General features: G+C 72.7%; 17 protein-coding genes. 8 read left to right on the top strand and 9 right to left on the bottom strand.

The window, feature by feature from the left end:
• The 3 genes from E4U91_RS23330 to E4U91_RS23320 all read right to left on the bottom strand — a co-directional run bounded on the left by E4U91_RS23330 (position 1) and on the right by E4U91_RS23320 (position 3,968).
• Positions 1-1,023, bottom strand: a complete 1,023-nt coding sequence (locus E4U91_RS23330) for an AAA family ATPase (protein WP_137308640.1) — start codon at positions 1,021-1,023, stop codon at positions 1-3.
• A gap of 108 nt (positions 1,024-1,131) precedes the next feature.
• On the bottom strand, positions 1,132-3,399 hold the full coding sequence (locus E4U91_RS23325; RefSeq protein ID WP_137308639.1) for a VMAP-C domain-containing protein: 2,268 nt from the start codon (positions 3,397-3,399) through the stop codon (positions 1,132-1,134).
• Positions 3,396-3,968 carry a CU044_2847 family protein gene (locus E4U91_RS23320; protein WP_137308638.1) on the bottom strand — a complete coding sequence of 191 codons (573 nt, stop codon included), beginning with the start codon at positions 3,966-3,968 and terminating at the stop codon, positions 3,396-3,398. Before E4U91_RS23320 ends, E4U91_RS23325 begins: the two co-directional genes overlap by 4 nt.
• 160 nt (positions 3,969-4,128) lie before the next feature.
• On the opposite strand from E4U91_RS23320, the gene E4U91_RS23315 reads away from it, so the two are divergent.
• The 3 genes from E4U91_RS23315 (at position 4,129) to E4U91_RS23305 (ending at position 6,792) form a co-directional block, all read left to right on the top strand.
• Positions 4,129-4,308 carry a DUF6104 family protein gene (locus E4U91_RS23315; RefSeq protein WP_010476542.1) on the top strand — a complete coding sequence of 60 codons (180 nt, stop codon included), beginning with the start codon at positions 4,129-4,131 and terminating at the stop codon, positions 4,306-4,308.
• A 251-nt stretch (positions 4,309-4,559) separates the two neighbouring features.
• Positions 4,560-5,573 carry a DUF4097 family beta strand repeat-containing protein gene (locus E4U91_RS23310; protein ID WP_137308637.1) on the top strand — a complete coding sequence of 338 codons (1,014 nt, stop codon included), beginning with the start codon at positions 4,560-4,562 and terminating at the stop codon, positions 5,571-5,573.
• A 1-nt stretch (position 5,574) separates the two neighbouring features.
• Positions 5,575-6,792, top strand: coding sequence for a PadR family transcriptional regulator (locus tag E4U91_RS23305; RefSeq protein WP_137308636.1), 1,218 nt, complete (start codon positions 5,575-5,577; stop codon positions 6,790-6,792).
• A gap of 72 nt (positions 6,793-6,864) precedes the next feature.
• On the opposite strand, the gene E4U91_RS23300 is transcribed toward E4U91_RS23305, so the two are convergent.
• From E4U91_RS23300 to E4U91_RS23285, 4 genes are all read right to left on the bottom strand, one after another.
• On the bottom strand, positions 6,865-7,464 hold the full coding sequence (locus E4U91_RS23300) for a Clp protease N-terminal domain-containing protein (RefSeq protein ID WP_137308635.1): 600 nt from the start codon (positions 7,462-7,464) through the stop codon (positions 6,865-6,867).
• A complete protein-coding gene (locus tag E4U91_RS23295; protein WP_067236959.1) occupies positions 7,464-7,673 on the bottom strand; it encodes a helix-turn-helix domain-containing protein in 210 nt (69 codons plus the stop codon). The genes E4U91_RS23300 and E4U91_RS23295 overlap by 1 nt, the downstream gene beginning before the upstream one ends.
• Before the next feature lie 112 nt (positions 7,674-7,785).
• The gene (locus E4U91_RS23290; RefSeq protein WP_137308634.1) at positions 7,786-8,751 is read right to left on the bottom strand and encodes a zinc-binding dehydrogenase; all 966 of its coding nucleotides are present in this window, start codon (positions 8,749-8,751) and stop codon (positions 7,786-7,788) included.
• A 147-nt stretch (positions 8,752-8,898) separates the two neighbouring features.
• On the bottom strand, positions 8,899-10,128 hold the full coding sequence (locus E4U91_RS23285; protein WP_137308633.1) for an NAD(P)-dependent malic enzyme: 1,230 nt from the start codon (positions 10,126-10,128) through the stop codon (positions 8,899-8,901).
• A gap of 651 nt (positions 10,129-10,779) precedes the next feature.
• Here E4U91_RS23285 and E4U91_RS23275 point away from each other — a divergent pair.
• The 4 genes from E4U91_RS23275 to E4U91_RS23260 all read left to right on the top strand — a co-directional run bounded on the left by E4U91_RS23275 (position 10,780) and on the right by E4U91_RS23260 (position 14,328).
• A complete protein-coding gene (locus E4U91_RS23275; protein WP_137308632.1) occupies positions 10,780-11,745 on the top strand; it encodes an ABC transporter substrate-binding protein in 966 nt (321 codons plus the stop codon).
• 31 nt (positions 11,746-11,776) lie between these two features.
• Positions 11,777-12,745 carry an amino acid ABC transporter permease gene (locus E4U91_RS23270; protein ID WP_137308631.1) on the top strand — a complete coding sequence of 323 codons (969 nt, stop codon included), beginning with the start codon at positions 11,777-11,779 and terminating at the stop codon, positions 12,743-12,745.
• The gene (locus E4U91_RS23265) at positions 12,742-13,503 is read left to right on the top strand and encodes an amino acid ABC transporter ATP-binding protein (protein WP_137308630.1); all 762 of its coding nucleotides are present in this window, start codon (positions 12,742-12,744) and stop codon (positions 13,501-13,503) included. Before E4U91_RS23270 ends, E4U91_RS23265 begins: the two co-directional genes overlap by 4 nt.
• A gap of 174 nt (positions 13,504-13,677) precedes the next feature.
• Positions 13,678-14,328 carry a CGNR zinc finger domain-containing protein gene (locus tag E4U91_RS23260; protein WP_137308629.1) on the top strand — a complete coding sequence of 217 codons (651 nt, stop codon included), beginning with the start codon at positions 13,678-13,680 and terminating at the stop codon, positions 14,326-14,328.
• Here E4U91_RS23260 and sodX read toward each other — a convergent pair.
• A complete protein-coding gene (gene sodX / locus E4U91_RS23255) occupies positions 14,211-14,645 on the bottom strand; it encodes a nickel-type superoxide dismutase maturation protease (RefSeq protein WP_137308628.1) in 435 nt (144 codons plus the stop codon). The two genes, E4U91_RS23260 and sodX, sit on opposite strands and share 118 nt — an antisense overlap.
• A gap of 145 nt (positions 14,646-14,790) precedes the next feature.
• Between sodX and sodN the strand changes: the two genes are divergently transcribed.
• Positions 14,791-15,186, top strand: coding sequence for a superoxide dismutase, Ni (sodN, locus tag E4U91_RS23250; protein WP_067236940.1), 396 nt, complete (start codon positions 14,791-14,793; stop codon positions 15,184-15,186).
• Positions 15,187-15,304: 118 nt separating this feature from the next.
• Here the strand turns inward: sodN and E4U91_RS23245 are convergent, their stop codons facing one another.
• Positions 15,305-15,799, bottom strand: coding sequence for a GNAT family N-acetyltransferase (locus E4U91_RS23245; RefSeq protein WP_137308627.1), 495 nt, complete (start codon positions 15,797-15,799; stop codon positions 15,305-15,307).
• Positions 15,800-15,840 lie beyond the last annotated feature (41 nt).

Genomic DNA, 15,840 nt, shown 5'->3' with positions numbered 1-15,840 from the left:
TCACCTCGGGCGGTCGAGCCGCTGGATGAGCAGGTCGGCGAGGCGGTCGCGGCTGGGCGGGGCGGCCGCGTCGGTGAGGTAGATGGCGTTCAGCAGCTGGTCGGCGGCGAGGAGTTCGCTGCGCGAGCGCTCCAGGAAGCGGGTGATGAGGTCGTCGCCCGCGCGGGCCGCCTCGTCGCCGAGGTGGGCGCGGACGAACGTGGCGAGCCGGTTGTGGTCGGGGCGGCCCAGCTCCAGGTGGATGCAGCGGCGCATCAGCGGGGCCGGGAAGTCGCGCTCGCCGTTGCTGGTGAGCACGACGAACGGGAACGCCCGGCAGCGCACGCGTCCGTCGCGCACCCGCACCTTGGTGCCGTCGGCGGTGAGCACCTCGGCCTCGCCGTCGGGCAGCCGGTCGGCGATCCGCTGGAGCTCGGGGATCTGGAACTCGCCCTCCTCCAGCACGTTCAGCAGGTCGTTGGGCAGGTCGATGTCGCTCTTGTCGAGCTCGTCGATGAGCAGCACGCGCGGGGTGTCCGAGGGCAGCAGGGCGGTGCCGAGCGGGCCGAGGCGGATGTAGCTGCCGATGCTGTCCACCGCGCCGGGGCTGCCCGCGGCGCCGCCGTAGCCGCCCTGTGCGGCGATCTGGACGTCCTGGAGGCGGGCGATGGCGTCGTACTCGTAGAGGCCGTCCTGGAGGGTGGAGCGGCTGACGATGGACCAGCGCAGCACGTCGCCCAGCCCGAGTTCGTACGCCACCGAGTGGGCCAGGGTGCTCTTGCCCGCGCCGGGGCTGCCGGTGACCAGGAGCGGACGGCGCAGGTACAGCGCCGCGTTGATCATCTCCAGCTCCTCGGCCCCCGGCCGGTGCAGCTCGGCGAGGTGGCGGTGGGCGCCCAGCCGGCGGTCCTGGGAGCCGTCACCGGGGGCCTGCGCGTCGCGTCCGGCGAAGTCGCGCCAGGGCGGGGGCGGGGGCAGCCGGTCCATCCCGTCGTGGGGTTCGCCGGCGCCTCGGTAGATGAGCCACTCACTGGAATCGGTCATGGTCCCCGGTCCTCGTCGTCACGCGTCCATGGCAGCCGTCGAACGTGCATCACGGTATCGACCATCAGGTGGCCTGGTAAGGGGCCGGAGGGCGCACGGGGGGCGGCCTCACGGCGCCTCCAGCAGGTCTCCGGCGCCGGGCAGGGGCCGGTGCGGATCGTCGTAGTAGAGCGCGATGCCGTCGGCCCAGTACGCCTCCGTGCGGCCCGCGCGCAGCTTCACGCGCATGCTGTGCACGACCTCGGGGAGCAGCTCCGCGCCGACACCGTCGTCCACGGCCTGGCGCGCGCCCCGGTGGAACTCCCCGCACACGGTGTCGGACCGGCCGGACCGGCGCCGCCACAGGGCCACCCCGAACCCGGCGTGCACGATGCGCACCAGGGCCGCCGCGTCGTCCTCGTAGCGGTGCTCGCCGTAGCGGCACAGCACCGGGACGGTGCGGTGGGCGAGGGCCCGCAGGTCGGACACGGGCGGCACGGGCTGGCGTACGCCGTCGTCGCAGTCGAGGACCTCCGCGCGCGCGTCGTGCGTGTGCAGGCCGCGCCAGCGGTCGTGGCGCTCGTGCTGGCCGTCGGCCTCGTCGGGGTCGTACTCGCCGTCGTCGGGCAGCTGGTCAAGGTCGGAGCAACGCACCACGACGGGCCGCTGCACGCCCAACGGCGGCTCGTCGGGGTGCAGTTGCCAGGTGTCCACGGGCAGGCCGAGCAGCAGGTGGGGCAGGGCGGCCTGCAACGGCGCGGACCGGTCGGGCGCGTCGCAGCGGCGGAACGCCTCGGCGAGCGGTTCGGCGGCCTCGGCCGCGAGCCGGTCCCACGGGGTGCGTTCGGCCTCGTGCAGCCGCACGACGTCGCCGTCGGGGCGCGCCACGGACACGGACCAGTCGCAGCGGTCGGGCTCCCAGCCGCGCCGCAGCACCTCCAGCAGGACGGTCAGCCCGGGCGTCACGCGCGCGTGGTCGCGGCCCTCCGGGGTCGCGGGCCGATCGCGGCCGTGGGCCTCGGCCGGGAGCGGGACAGCGGGCGGCGGTGCGTCGGGCCGGGGGTGCGCGCCGCCCGAGGAGTCGTGGCCGGTGACGCCGTGGCCCGTGACGCCGTGGCCGATGGCGTCGGGGCCGATGACGCCGTGGCCGGTGACCGGCCCGGCCGGTCCGTGGCCCGTGGCGCGCGTGCGGGCGCGCAGGCCCGACCACTCCTCGCGCCGGCGGGCGAGGCCGGCGCGGTAGCCGCTGTCCAGACCGGCGGCGGCCTGGCGCACCCAGTCCCACAGGGCCCGCTCGGCGGCCAGCGTGCTGGGGGTGGGCGGACGGTCGGCGTACATCACGCGCATCGTGTAGTCGAGGACCAGCTTGAGGACGCCGTCGTCCCGCGCGTTCTCGTACAGCAGGCCCAGGCCGTCGCGCCAGCCGCGCGGGGCGGGCAGGTGCTGCGGGAGCTCCAGGTCGGGCAGCGACTCGAGGACGTCCAGCAGCGCGCGGGTGCCGGCGGGCGGCGGCAGTTCGGCGAGCCGGCCGAGCAGTTCGGTGCGCTCGTCGGGACTGAGGGTGCGGCCGGGCCGGGCGCCGATCCGCTTCTGGGCGTCGGCCCAGGTGGCGCCGCGGGAGCCGGAGGGCAGCTGGCGGTGGCGGTGGTAGCGGTCGTGGGCGTGGAAGACGGCCTGGTAGACGTCGTCGTGCTCGGCGGTCGCGGCACCGCGCGGCACGGGCAGCGTGCGCAGCCGCTCGATGCCGGTGCAGGTGCCGCCCTGACCGTGGTCGGTACGGGACTTCAGCACGCCGATGACCTCGCCGCGCTGCGGGTCGACGACGGGGCCGCCCGAGACGCCGTACGGCAGGTCGTTGTGCCCGAGGCGCATCTGCGCGCCCGCGCTCCAGCCGCCGAGGGTGCCCTGGACCTCGATCGGGCCGTCCAGGACCTGGAGCCGGCCGCCGACCACGGTCCAGCCCGCGTAGAGCAGCTTGCCCTCGCTGACGTACGCGGTCGGCCGCTCGGACACGTACACGCACGCGTGGCCGACGGGTTCGCGCAGCCGCACCAGGGCCAGGTCGGGAGCGGGCCAGCTGCCCGACGGGGGCTGTCCGGTCCGGTCGGGCAGGGTCGCGACCACCTCGCCCGCGACGACGGAGGCGGCCTGGTCGGCTCCGCTCTGGTGGATCACCGCGACATCGCCCCCCTCCCCGCCGTGCACCACGTGTGCGCAGGTCAGCACCCAGTTCGGGGCGATGAAGAATCCGCTGCCGAGGAAGGTGCCCGGTTCGTCAGGGGCATACCCGACGTCCGCGCGATGGATGCGCACCGTCGCCGCCAGGACGAGGTCACGCAGCGCACGGTGGGCCTCGTCGAAGGCGCCCGGTGCGCCCCCGTCGTGCCGGTGCGTCATGCCCCGCCCCCATCGGAGGGGCCGTCGGCGCCCCCGTGCGCCGGGGCGCCGGGGGACGCGCCCGTGCGCCCCGGGTCGCCCGGGGGCGTGGGGTGCGGGACTCCCGGGGGCGTGGGGTGCGGGGCGCCCGAGGGCGTGGGGTGCGGGGCGCCGGAGGGCGGGGTGTCCGGGGCGCCGGAGGGTGTGGCGTCCGGGGCGCCCGGGGGCGCGCTGTCCGGGTGGGGCGGGCTGCCGTTCCACGTGAGGGTGACCGTGATGCCGGCCTTGGCCTCGCCGTCGGCGAGGAGGCCGACGACCTTCCCGGCCTTCGCGGTCAGCTCGATGCCGAACTCGACGCTCACCTCGTCGGGCCGCACGGCGCGCAGCGGCCCGGCCAGCGAGTGGGCGACCCCGGTGACCAGCGCGTGCAGGCTCTCCACGCTGGCCTCGACCCGCTCGGTGAAGCCGGTGTCGCTGAACGACAGCTGCCCCGGCGGCGCGGCCAGCTCGTCGGTGCCGGAGATCCGGGCCCACACCGGTGTCCCGTCCGGCAGGGCGATGCGTGCTACCCGCGTCACGTCCTGGCTCATGGCGACTCCCCCGTCCCGCCTATTCTTTTCCTGTCCCTTCCAACGGAGCAGCAGGCCCTTTTTCTCCCTGTTCCCTCCGTGACCCACCCATCGCAGGAACCAGGGTCCTTCCCCGGGGGAACCGCCCCTACCCCTGCGACCGACCCACGGAGCACCATCCATGTACTTCACCGACCGCGGCATCGAGGAACTGGAGAAGCGGCGCGGCCAGGAGGAGGTCACCTTCGAGTGGCTCGCCGAGCAGCTGCGCACGTTCGTCGACCTCAACCCGGACTTCGAGGTCCCGGTGGAGCGCCTGGCGACGTGGCTGGCCCGGCTGGACGACGAGGACGACGAGTAGCCGGACCGGCCCGGCAGGCCGACGCGCGGGTCTACGGGGGCGCCTGGAGCGCCCCTTTCGCATGTCCGCGCCCGGACGCCGGGCTGCGGCCCGCGGGCGGTGCCGCTCACCGGAACGAGCGGCTTGACTTCCCGGACCCGCGATATATCGTGAATAGCGGAAGACGCGATATGGCGCGTCACTCCACCGCCGTGCCGGCGACTGCCGCTGCGTCACGGTCCTGTCGTCCGTCGCGTCGAGGAGGTCGCACCATGTCCGAGTGGTCCGTCGCCGAGCCCACGAAGCTCTCGTTCGACGAGCCCGTGAGCGAGCTGCACGTCCGCATCGTCGCCGGAACGGTGAACGTCGTGGGCACCGACGAGGGTTCCGCCCGTCTGGAGGTCTCGGACATCGAGGGGCCACCCCTGGTCGTGACCCACCGGGGCGGCACCCTCACCGTGGCCTACGAGGACCTGCCTTGGAAGGGCTTCCTGAAGTGGCTGGACCGCAAGGGCTGGCGGCGCAGCGCGGTCGTCTCCCTGGCCGTCCCGGCGTCCACGCGCGTGGAGGTGGGCGTGGTCAACGCCGCGGCCGTCGTCTCCGGCATCGACGCGCGCACCGAGGTCAAGGGCGTCTCCGGCGACACCACGCTGGTGGGCCTCGCCGGTCCGGTCCGCGCGGACACCGTCTCGGGGAACCTGGAGGCCCAGGCGCTCTCGGGCGACCTGCGGTTCAACTCCGTGTCCGGTGACCTGACCGTCGTCGAGGCGGGCTCCTCGGTGAAGGCCGACTCGGTGAGCGGCTCGATGATCGTCGACATCGACCCGACCAGCCGCCCGACCGACATCTCGCTGACCAACGTCTCCGGGGAGATCGCCATCCGGTTGCCCCACCCGGCCGACGCGGAGGTGGAGGCCAACACCGCGAGCGGCACGGTCTCCAACGCCTTCGAGGACCTGCGGGTCAGCGGCCAGTGGGGCGCCAAGCGGATCACCGGACGCCTCGGCGCGGGCAACGGCCGGCTGAAGGCGACCACCGTATCGGGCTCGATCGCCCTGCTGCGCCGCCCGGCCGCCGACGGCGCATGGGAAGCGGACCCGACGCCGCGGACGCCCCCGGCGCCGCCGACGCCCCCCGCACCTCCTGCGCCGCCCACGCCGCCGGCCTCCCCCGCAGCTCCGACGCCGCCCACGCCCCCGACGGGCGCCGCGGACGCACCGGACGCACCCCACGCCCCCGACTCCCCCGCCCCGGCCGACGGCACGACCGACAAGAAGGTGCTCTGACATGCCTCCCGTCTTCGCCCACGGCCGTCTCCGCCTCTACCTGCTGAAACTCCTGGACGAGGCGCCCCGCCACGGCTACGAGGTGATCCGCCTGCTGGAGGAGCGCTTCCAGGGGCTGTACGCCCCGTCGGCCGGCACCGTCTACCCCCGACTGGCCAAGCTGGAGGCCGAGGGCCTCGTCACCCACACCACCGAGGGCGGCCGCAAGGTCTACGCGATCACCGACGCCGGCCGGGCCGAACTGGCCGACCGCAGCGGTGAGCTGGCCGACCTGGAGCTGGAGATCCGTGAGTCGGTCGCGGAGCTGGCCGCCGAGATCCGGGCCGACGTGCGCGGCGCCGCGGGTGACCTGCGCCGCGAGATGCGCGCGGCCGCGTCCCAGGCGCGCCAGGGCGGCCGGTCGTCGACGAGCGGGAGCGGCCTCTTCGGGGAGTCGGCCGACGCCGACGACAAGGAGAGCTGGCGGGCGGCCAAGGAGGAGATGCGCAGGGTCAAGCAGGAGTGGAAGGAGCAGGCCCGCCGCGCCAAGGACGAGAGCCGCCGCGCCCGCGAGGAGGCCCAGCGGGCCCGCCGCCAGGCCAAGGAGGCCCAGGACCGGGCCCGGGAGCAGGCCCAGGAGGAGTTCCAGCGCATGGCGCGCCGGGTCCAGGAGCAGGTGCAGGACCACTTCGCGCGCGGGGACTGGCCGACCGGGGTGCGCGAGGGACTGAGCGAACTCGTCAAGGAGGTCGGCGAGTTCGGGAAGGACTGGGGCAAGGGCCTGGGCGACTTCGGCAAGGACTTCGGCTTCGGCCGCCCCGACACCGAGCGGCCGTGGACCCGCCAGGAGCACTCGGCCGGCCCGGACGCCTCCCGCCCCACGGAGGACAGCCGTACGGCTGAGCACTCCCGTACGGCCGAGGACTCCCGGATGACGAAGGGCTCCCCCACGGCGGAGGGCTCCCGCACGGCGGCGTCCGCGTCAGAGGCGTCCCGTCCGGCGGACTACTCCTCCACCCCGGAGGACTTCCCCGCCGAGTACGCGCCCTCCTGGGCCCACGAGCCGTCCGGCGGCGACCCGGTCCGTGACCTGGACCGCCTCCTGGACCGCTTCCGCGACGACATCCGTGACGCGGCCCGCGACCACGGGGTCACGGACGACCAGCTCCTTCAGGCCCGCCGCCACCTGTCGACGGCGGCGGCCCACATCGGAGCGCTGCTGAGGTCGCCGAAGCCCTGAGGGACGGGCGGCTCCGGTGCGGGGCAGCCCCTCACCGGAACCGCCCTCACCCCGCCCTCACCGGAGCCGCCCTCACCCCGCCTTCGCCGTGCCCCGACCGTCCCGGCCCTCGCCCCCGCCCTCGCCCCCGCCCTCGCCGAGGACGCGGGTCAGGGACGCGTGGGTGACGCCGTGGTCGGCGAGGACCTCGGCCACCACGTCGGTGCGCACGGTCAGGGCGAGCAGCAGGTGCTCGTCGCCGATGTGCCGGTCCTTGCGGGCCAGGGCCATCCGCAGGGACTTCTCGATGACGTCCTTGGCACCCCGCCCGAACGGGCGGCGGCCCGAGGGCCGGCCCCGGCCCGCACGCCCGCCGGACATCGCGCCGGCCCCGTGCACCTCCTCCACCCGGGCGACGATCTCCGAGACGTCGATGCCGAGGCCGGCGAGGGCGTCGGCGTCGGCCCGCGACAGCCCGGCACGCCGCCGGGCCTCGTCCAGGGCGTCCCGTACGGAGTCCCCGCGGTCGGCCACGCCCAGGGCGGCCAGCGCGAAGGAGGCACGGCTCGGCCCGCGGTCGAGCAGGGCGAGGAGCAGGTGCTCGGCGTCGACCGCCGGGGCACCGGCCCGCTCGGCGTGCTCCGCCGCGCCCCGGACCACGTCCCGGGCGTCCTTGGTGAACCGCTCGAACATCACTGCCTCCCGTACTTCTTGTGCACGGCCTGCCTGCTGACTCCGAGCTCCGCGGCGATCTCCTGCCACGACCAGCCCTGGTTGCGCGCGCTGCGCACCTGCACCGCCTCCAACTGCTCCAGCACCCTGCGCAGGGCGGCGACGGCGCGCAGTCCGACCCGTGGATCGCGGTCACCGGCGCGCTCGGCGAGATCCGTTGCTTCGGTCATGACGTCAACCTACGTTGACACTTGGCTCATGTCAACCACGGTTGACACATCGCGCACGGAAAAGGCGGGCCCGGACACCCGGACCCGCCCGCGCCGAACCCCGAGCCGCCGCTCAGGAGTTGGTGAACACGATCTTCCCGAACAGGTCGCCGGACGCCAGCCGTTCGAAGCCCTCGCGGGCCCGGTCGAGGGGCAGCACCTCGTCGATGACGGGCCGCACCCCGGTGGCGGCGCAGAAGGCGAGCAGGTCCTCCAGCTCGTCTTTGGTGCCCATGGTGGAGCCGACGACCTTGAGCTCGAGGAAGAAGATCCGGGTCAGTTCGGCGTGCGAGGGCCGGTCGCCGCTGGTCGCGCCGGAGATGACCAGCGTGCCGCCGGGCCTCAGCGACTTCACCGAGTGGGACCAGGTCGCGGCACCGACGGTCTCGATGACCGCGTCCACGCGCTGGGGCAGCCGGGCACCCGGCTCGACCGCCTCGACGGCCCCGAGCTCGACGGCCCGCTTGCGCTTGGCCTCGTCGCGGCTGGTGGCGAAGACCCGCAGCCCGGCCGCCTTGCCGAGGACGATCGCCGCGGTGGCGACGCCCCCGCCGGCGCCCTGCACCAGCACCGAGTCACCGGGGCGCACGCCGGCGTTGGTGAAGAGCATGCGGTACGCGGTGAGCCAGGCGGTGGGCAGACAGGCGGCCTCCGCGAAGGACAGCTCCTTCGGCTTGGGCAGGACGTTCCAGGTCGGCACGGCGACCTGCTCGGCGAAGGTGCCCTGGTAGCGCTCGGTGAGGATGGAGCGAGGCTCGTCCGGGCCGACCCCGTGGCCGGTCTGGCCGATGACGGAGTGCAGGACGACCTCGTTGCCGTCCTCGTCGACACCGGCGGCGTCGCAGCCCAGGATCATCGGCAGGCGCCCCTCGGGCAGGCCGACGCCCCGGAGCGACCAGAGGTCGTGGTGGTTGAGGGAGGCGGCCCTGACCTGGACGGTGCTCCATCCGGGCCGGGCCTCGGGGGCCGGACGCTCCCCCGACTCCAGGCCGCTCAGCGGCTGGTCACGGTCGATACGGGCGGCGTAGACAGCGAACATGCAGCCGACGATAGGTCCCGTCCCGCCCCGCCGGAACCAGCCCCCGGTGTGACACACGCCCTCTTGCCACCGGGCCGGCCGCCGTACCGGGCGCACGAAACGGCCCCGCCGGGGAGGCGGGGCCGTCTCAGCCGGCGTGCGCGGGTGTCAGCGGCGCGCGACGCCCTCCGCGCGCGCGGCCGCGGCCACCGCCGCCGTCACCGCGGGGGCGACCCGCTCGTCGAACGGCGACGGGATCACGTAGTCCGCCGCGAGGTCGTCGCCGACGACCCCGGCCAGCGCCTCGGCCGCCGCGATCTTCATCCCCTCGGTGATCCGGGAGGCCCGCACCTGCAGCGCCCCGGCGAAGATGCCCGGGAAGGCCAGCACGTTGTTGATCTGGTTGGGGAAGTCCGACCGCCCGGTGGCGACGACCGCCGCGTACTTGTGGGCGACCTCGGGGTGCACCTCCGGGTTCGGGTTGGCCATCGCGAACACGAAGGCGCCCGCGGCCATGGAGGCCACCGCGGCCTCCGCGACCGTACCGCCGGAGACGCCGATGAAGACGTCGGCGCCGGCCAGCGCGTCCTCCAGCGACCCGGTCAGCCCGGCCTTGTTGGTGAACCCGGCGACGTCACGCTTGACCGGCGTGAGGTCCTGCCGGTCCGCGGAGACGACACCCTTGCGGTCCGCCACCGCCACGTCGCCGATGCCGGCCTCGATCAGCATCTTGGCGATGGCCACACCGGCCGCGCCGGCGCCGGAGATGACGGCCCGCAGGTCGGCGAGGGTCCGCCCGCTCAGCCGGGCCGCGTTGCGCAGCGCGGCGAGCGTGACGACCGCCGTGCCGTGCTGGTCGTCGTGGAAGATCGGGATGTCGAGCCGCTCCTGGAGCCTGCGCTCGATCTCGAAGCACCGGGGCGCCGAGATGTCCTCGAGGTTGACGCCGCCGAAGGACGGCGCGAGGCGGACCACGGTCTCGACGATCTCGTCGACGTCCGTGCAGTCCAGCGCGATCGGAACGGCGTCCACGCCGCCGAACTGCTTGAACAGGATGGCCTTGCCCTCCATGACCGGGAGGGACGCCTCCGGGCCGATGTCACCGAGGCCGAGGACGGCGGTGCCGTCCGTCACGACCGCGACGACGGAGGACTTCCAGGTGTAGTCGTAAACCAGTTCCGGCTGCTCCGCGATCGCGGTGCACACCCGCGCGACGCCGGGCGTGTACGCCAGGGACAGGTCGTCCTTGTCACGGATCGGGACGGTGGCCTGCACGGCCATCTTGCCGCCGCGGTGCAGCGCGAACGCCGGATCGAAGGGGTCGAGGGGCTCCGCACCGCCCTCCGGTCCCGTGTCCGACGTGCTCTCGCTGCGAGGATTGACGATCTCCGCTGCCACTGTGTTGTACCCCTTAGCTCTGCATGGTTGAGGGTGGCCGCTCCTGGTTGAGGAGCGGGCGGGACCGCGCACCGCCCTGTCGATGCATACGGGCGGGTGCACGACGGCGCGCCGCACACGCGCCCTGAGCCCCGGATGAGGGGTGTGAATCACCTTCTTACCGGACGGACGGCGCCGAGGACGAGTCCATTCGGTGCAAGGTCACATCCCATGAACTGTGGACGTCCGACAGAGCCCCACGGGGTTCCGACCGGCGCGCCCCCAGGCACACCCGGAGGAGACAGGACCGTCCTCTTCCAGTGACATGACTCATGGGAAAAATACGGCCAGGAACTGGACAAACCCTTGACCTGCGCTCGGGGCATCGGCTGAAAAGCGGCAGCTGTGAGCGGATCGGACGTCGCGCCGGAGATTTTCCGGCCGGAAGGAGGGATTCCCGCAGAAGATCCGGTCATGATGGAGCGGACTGGTGCAGTTCGGGTGTCGCCCGTTATCCGATTTTGACATGGCTGCCCCCCTGAATGGCGTAGTCCGAATGGCAAGATGCCGTAATCACACGAGGTCGCGACACCCGAAGGTGTGTGTTCTCGTCGACCCATCGGCAATCGCCGTGACCATCGGCACCTCATCCATCCGCCGGAGGAACCCACCATGACCGCACGCTCCACCCGCTCCAAGACCGCCACGCGTACCCGCCTGGCAGCGGTCGGCTCCCTCGCGGTGGCGGGCGCCCTGCTGCTCACCGCGTGCGGTGACCAGACCGACAGCGGCGGCGACGGGGGCTCCTCCGAGTCGGGCAAGGCCAACGCCGCGCCCCTGTTCTCCAAGCTGCCCAAGAAGGTCCAGGACGCGGGCGTGATCAAGGTCGGCACCAACGCCGAGTACGCCCCCATGGAGTACCAGGAGGGCGGCAAGATCGTCGGTGTCGACCCGGACATCGCCGCAGCCCTGGGCGAGAAGCTGGGCGTGACCTTCCAGTTCACCTCCGGCTCGTTCGACGGCCTGATCACGTCGCTCAACTCCGGCCGCTACGACGTGGCGATCTCCTCGATCACCGACACCCCGGCCCGCCAGAACGGCCTGGACGAGAAGGGCAAGAAGCTCGGCCCGGGCGTCGACTTCGTCGACTACTTCAAGGCCGGCACCGCCGTGTACGTCGCCAAGGGCAACCCGAAGAAGATCAACTCGATCGAGGACCTGTGCGGCCAGACCGCGGCGGTCCAGCGGGGCACCACGTACGAGCAGGCGCTGCAGAAGCAGTCGAAGACCTGTACGGACGGCGGCAAGAAGAAGATCACGATCGAGTCCTTCGACAACGACACCGAGGCCCAGACCCGCGTGAAGTCGGGCGGCGCGGTCGCCGGCGTCAACGACTACCCGGTCGCGGTCGACCTGGCCCGCAAGGCCGACGGCGGCAACGCCTTCCAGGTGGTCGGCGAGCAGGTCGACGCCGGTCCCTTCGGCATCGCCGTCAACAAGGACAACAAGGAGCTCACCAGCGCCCTCGAGGCCGCGGTGAACGCCATCATCGAGGACGGCACGTACAAGAAGATCCTCGACAAGTGGGGCGCCCAGAGCGGCTCCCTCGACAAGGCCGCCGTCAACGGCGGCAAGTGACCGTCCCCGTAAGCACTGAAGGGCAGTCACGGTGACTGACAAGTTCGACAAGACGCCGGCCGACGCGACGCCGTCGGCCACCGTCGCCAAGGACCCCGGCACGGACCGGGTCCCTCCGGAGGCCATCAAGGCCATCCCGGTGCGCCACTGGGGCCGCTACGTCAGCGCCGTCGTGGTGCTGGCCCTGGTGGCCCTGCTGATCAACGCCTTCGCCACGGCCGAGAAGATCCAGTGGAACGCGGTCGGCGACAAGCTGTTCGACTCCACCGTCCTCGCGGGCGCCGGCCGTACGCTGCTGATCAGCGTTCTCGCGATGGTCATGGGCGTGGTCCTGGGCATCGTGCTGGCCGTGATGCGGCTGTCGAAGAACCCGGTGACGAGCTGGGTCGCCTGGGTCTACATCTGGTTCTTCCGCGGCACGCCGGTCTACGTCCAGCTGCTGCTGTGGTTCAACCTGGCGCTGATCTTCCCGATGCTGAACCTCGGTCCGATCTACAAGGACGAGATGACGGATGTCATGACGCCGTTCATGTGCGCCCTGCTGGGTCTGGGTCTGAACGAGGCCGCGTACATGGCCGAGATCTGCCGGGCCGGCCTGCTGGCCGTGGACGAGGGCCAGACGGAGGCCGCGCACGCGCTCGGCATGAGCCACGGCCGCACCCTGCGCCGCATCGTCATCCCGCAGGCCATGCGGGTGATCGTGCCGCCGACCGGCAACGAGTTCATCAACATGCTGAAGACCTCGTCGCTGGTCTACGCGGTGACGTACAACGAGCTGCTGCGCGCCACCTCCACGATCGGCTCCACGTCGTACGCCGTGATGGAGATGCTGTTCGTCGCCTCCATCTGGTACCTGGTCATGACCAGCATCTTCAGCGTCTTCCAGTACTACCTGGAGCGCCGTTACGCCCGCGGCTCGACCCGCAGCCTGCCGCCCACCCCGTGGCAGAAGATCAAGGCCAACCTGTTCAGCGTGGGCGGCAAGAGGAGCGTCGCATGAACGCCATGGTGAAGGCCGAGGGCGTCCACAAGTCCTTCGGTGCGGTGGAGGTGCTCAAGGGCATCGACCTGGAGGTCCGCTCCGGCGAAGTGTTCTGCCTCATCGGCCCCTCCGGCTCCGGCAAGTCGACGTTCCTGCGGTGCATCAACCACCTGGAGAAGATCAACGCCGGGCGGCTCTACGTCGACGGCCAGCTGGTCGGCTACCGCCAGAAGGGCGACAAGCTGTACGAGCTGAAGGACAGCGAGGTCGCGCTGCAGCGCCGGGACATCGGCATGGTGTTCCAGCGGTTCAACCTGTTCCCGCACATGACGGCCCTCGACAACGTCATGGAGGCCCCCGTCCAGGTCAAGGGCGCGAGCCGGTCCCAGGCCCGGGAGCGCGCCCGGGAGCTGCTGGACCGGGTCGGCCTGGCCGACAAGGCCGGCAACTACCCCTCGCAGCTGTCGGGCGGTCAGCAGCAGCGGGTGGCGATCGCCCGGGCGCTGGCCATGGACCCCAAGCTGATGCTGTTCGACGAGCCGACCTCGGCCCTCGACCCGGAGCTGGTCGGTGACGTCCTGGACGTCATGCGCGACCTCGCCGAGTCGGGCATGACGATGGTCGTCGTCACCCACGAGATGGGCTTCGCCCGCGAGGTGGGCGACAGCCTGGTGTTCATGGACGGCGGCGTGGTGGTCGAGTCGGGCGACCCGCGCGAGGTCCTGACGAACCCGCAGCACGAGCGCACCCAGGCGTTCCTGTCCAAGGTGCTGTAGGCGCGGCTCCGGCGGAGCGACTCGAAGGGGCGGTACGGGAAGGGTCCCGTACCGCCCCTTCGGCGTGCCGCCGCGACCGCGACGGGGACCCCGGCAACCCGTAATACCCTGGAGGGACCACCAGCCGTTACCCGCCCGTACCTCGGCCACGGGGCCCCTCCGTAAGGACGACAAGTGGAATTGGCCTTTTACTCGGACTACGCCGTCCGGCTCGTCAACACCGAGGAGCCGGCCCGGGGCACGGACGGGCTGACCACGGTCGAGGCCGTCCGTGAGCTCTTCGGCGGCAACCAGTCGGCGGCCCGGCGCGCCACCGAGGCCGACGTCACCCGCTTCCGCTCGGTCCGGGCCCGGCTGCGCGCGGTCTTCGAGGCGGCGGACGGGGGCGACGAGACGCTGGCCGTGGACCTGCTGAACTCGCTGCTGCTGGAGTTCCCGGTGAGCCCGCAGATCTCCGGGCACGACCACCGCGACGAGGACGACCGCCCGCTGTGGCACATGCACCTGGCGGACCACCCGTCGAACGCGACCGCCGGCTACGCCGCCATCGCCGCGATGGGCCTCGCCTTCCACCTGACCGAGTACGGCGTCGACCGGCTCGGCCTGTGCGAGGCGGCCCCGTGCCGCAACGCCTACCTGGACACCTCGACCAACCGCTCCCGGCGCTACTGCTCCGACCGCTGCGCCACCCGGGCGAACGTGGCCGCCTACCGGGCCCGCAAGCGCCTGGAGGCCGACCGGTCCGAGAGCACCGGCCTGGCCGCCGACAGCGCCCAGCGCAGCACCGCGAGCGGGGAGCGCCGGCCGCCCCTCGGCGGGCGGTAGCGGAAGCGGACCCGGCCGAGGACCAGGTCGTCGGGGACGGCGCCGTAGTCCGTGCTGTCGCCGCCGGCGAACGCGTTGTCGCCGAGGACCCACCAGCCGCCGTCGCGGCGTTCCACGGCCCGCTTGACCACCAGCAGGTCCTGCTGGAACGGGTGGCGCAGCACCACGACGTCACCGGGCCGCACCCGGGCGCCGTACTGCACCAGCAGCTGGTCGCCGTGGTACAGCGTGGGCACCATGGACGGGCCGGACACCTCGGCCAGCCCGAACGGGGCGGCCGCCCGTCCGCGCCCGGTCTCCTGCGACGGCTCCGGCATCGCCGGCACCTCCCCTGTCCGTTCCTCCACCAGTCCCAGTCTGACCCCGGACTTTTGTCCTAATCCCAAGGGGGCACTCGCAAAAACCGGTCCCTCAGGGAGTAATGTCCCACCTGAGAAGACGATCACGAGGAAGGAATGCTCCATGCTTTCCCGCCTGTTTGCCCCCAAGGTCACGGTCAGCGCGCACTGCGACCTGCCCTGCGGTGTCTACGACCCGGCCCAGGCCCGCATCGAGGCGGAGTCCGTGAAGGCCGTCCAGGAGAAGATGGCCGCCAACGACGACCCGCACTTCCAGGCTCGCGCCACGTTCATCAAGGAGCAGCGCGCCGAGCTCGCCAAGCACCACGTGTCGGTCCTGTGGAGCGACTACTTCAAGCCGCCGCACTTCGAGAAGTACCCGCAGCTGCACCAGCTGGTCAACGACACGCTGAAGGCCCTGTCGGCCGCCAAGGCCTCGACGGACCCGAAGACCGGTGAGAAGGCGCTGGAGCTCATCGCCGAGATCGACAAGATCTTCTGGGAGACCAAGAAGGCCTGACCAGGCCTGACGCCCAGGTCTTCCGTTCGACCGCGGTCGGTGCACCACCGCGGTTCACGCGGCTCCGCAAGGGGCCCGGTCGCAGTCGGCCGGGCCCCTTCGCCGTGCGTGGGGGCCCTCAGGGGGCGTCGGACGGGGCCTGGGCGGCCAGGTCCGCCAGCGGGCCGCCGGAGAGGCGGCAGACCGTCCACTCGTCGAGGAGTTCGGCGCCGAGGGACTTGTAGAAGCCGATCGCCGGCTCGTTCCAGTCCAGCACCCACCACTCGAACCGCTCGTAGCCGTCACGCCGGCACCGGGCCGCGAGGGAGGCGAGCAGCGCCCTGCCGTGGCCCGCGGCGCGGGCATGCGGCCGTACGTACAGGTCCTCCAGGTGCATGCCCCGGGTGCCGGTCCAGGTCGAGAACCGGGGGAACCACAGCGCGAAGCCCACGGTCTCCCCCGTGGCGTCGTCCTCGGCGATCAGCGCGTGCGCGGCCGGGGGGTCGCCGAACAGCGCCCGGCGCAGCTGCTCGTCGGTGGCGCGGGCCTGCTCCTCGGCCCGCTCGTACGCGGCGAGTTCGCGGACCATCGCGCGAATCTCGGGGACGTCGTGCACTCCGGCGGGCCTGATCATGCCCCCGATCCTGCGCCACCCGGGCCCGGCGTGTCCAACCC

It is taken from the genome of Streptomyces lasalocidi, assembly GCF_005280215.1.
GTDB lineage: Bacteria > Actinomycetota > Actinomycetes > Streptomycetales > Streptomycetaceae > Streptomyces > Streptomyces longwoodensis.
Note: the sequence above shows the minus strand (reverse complement) of the source record. Positions and strands in the feature narration are given on the sequence as shown.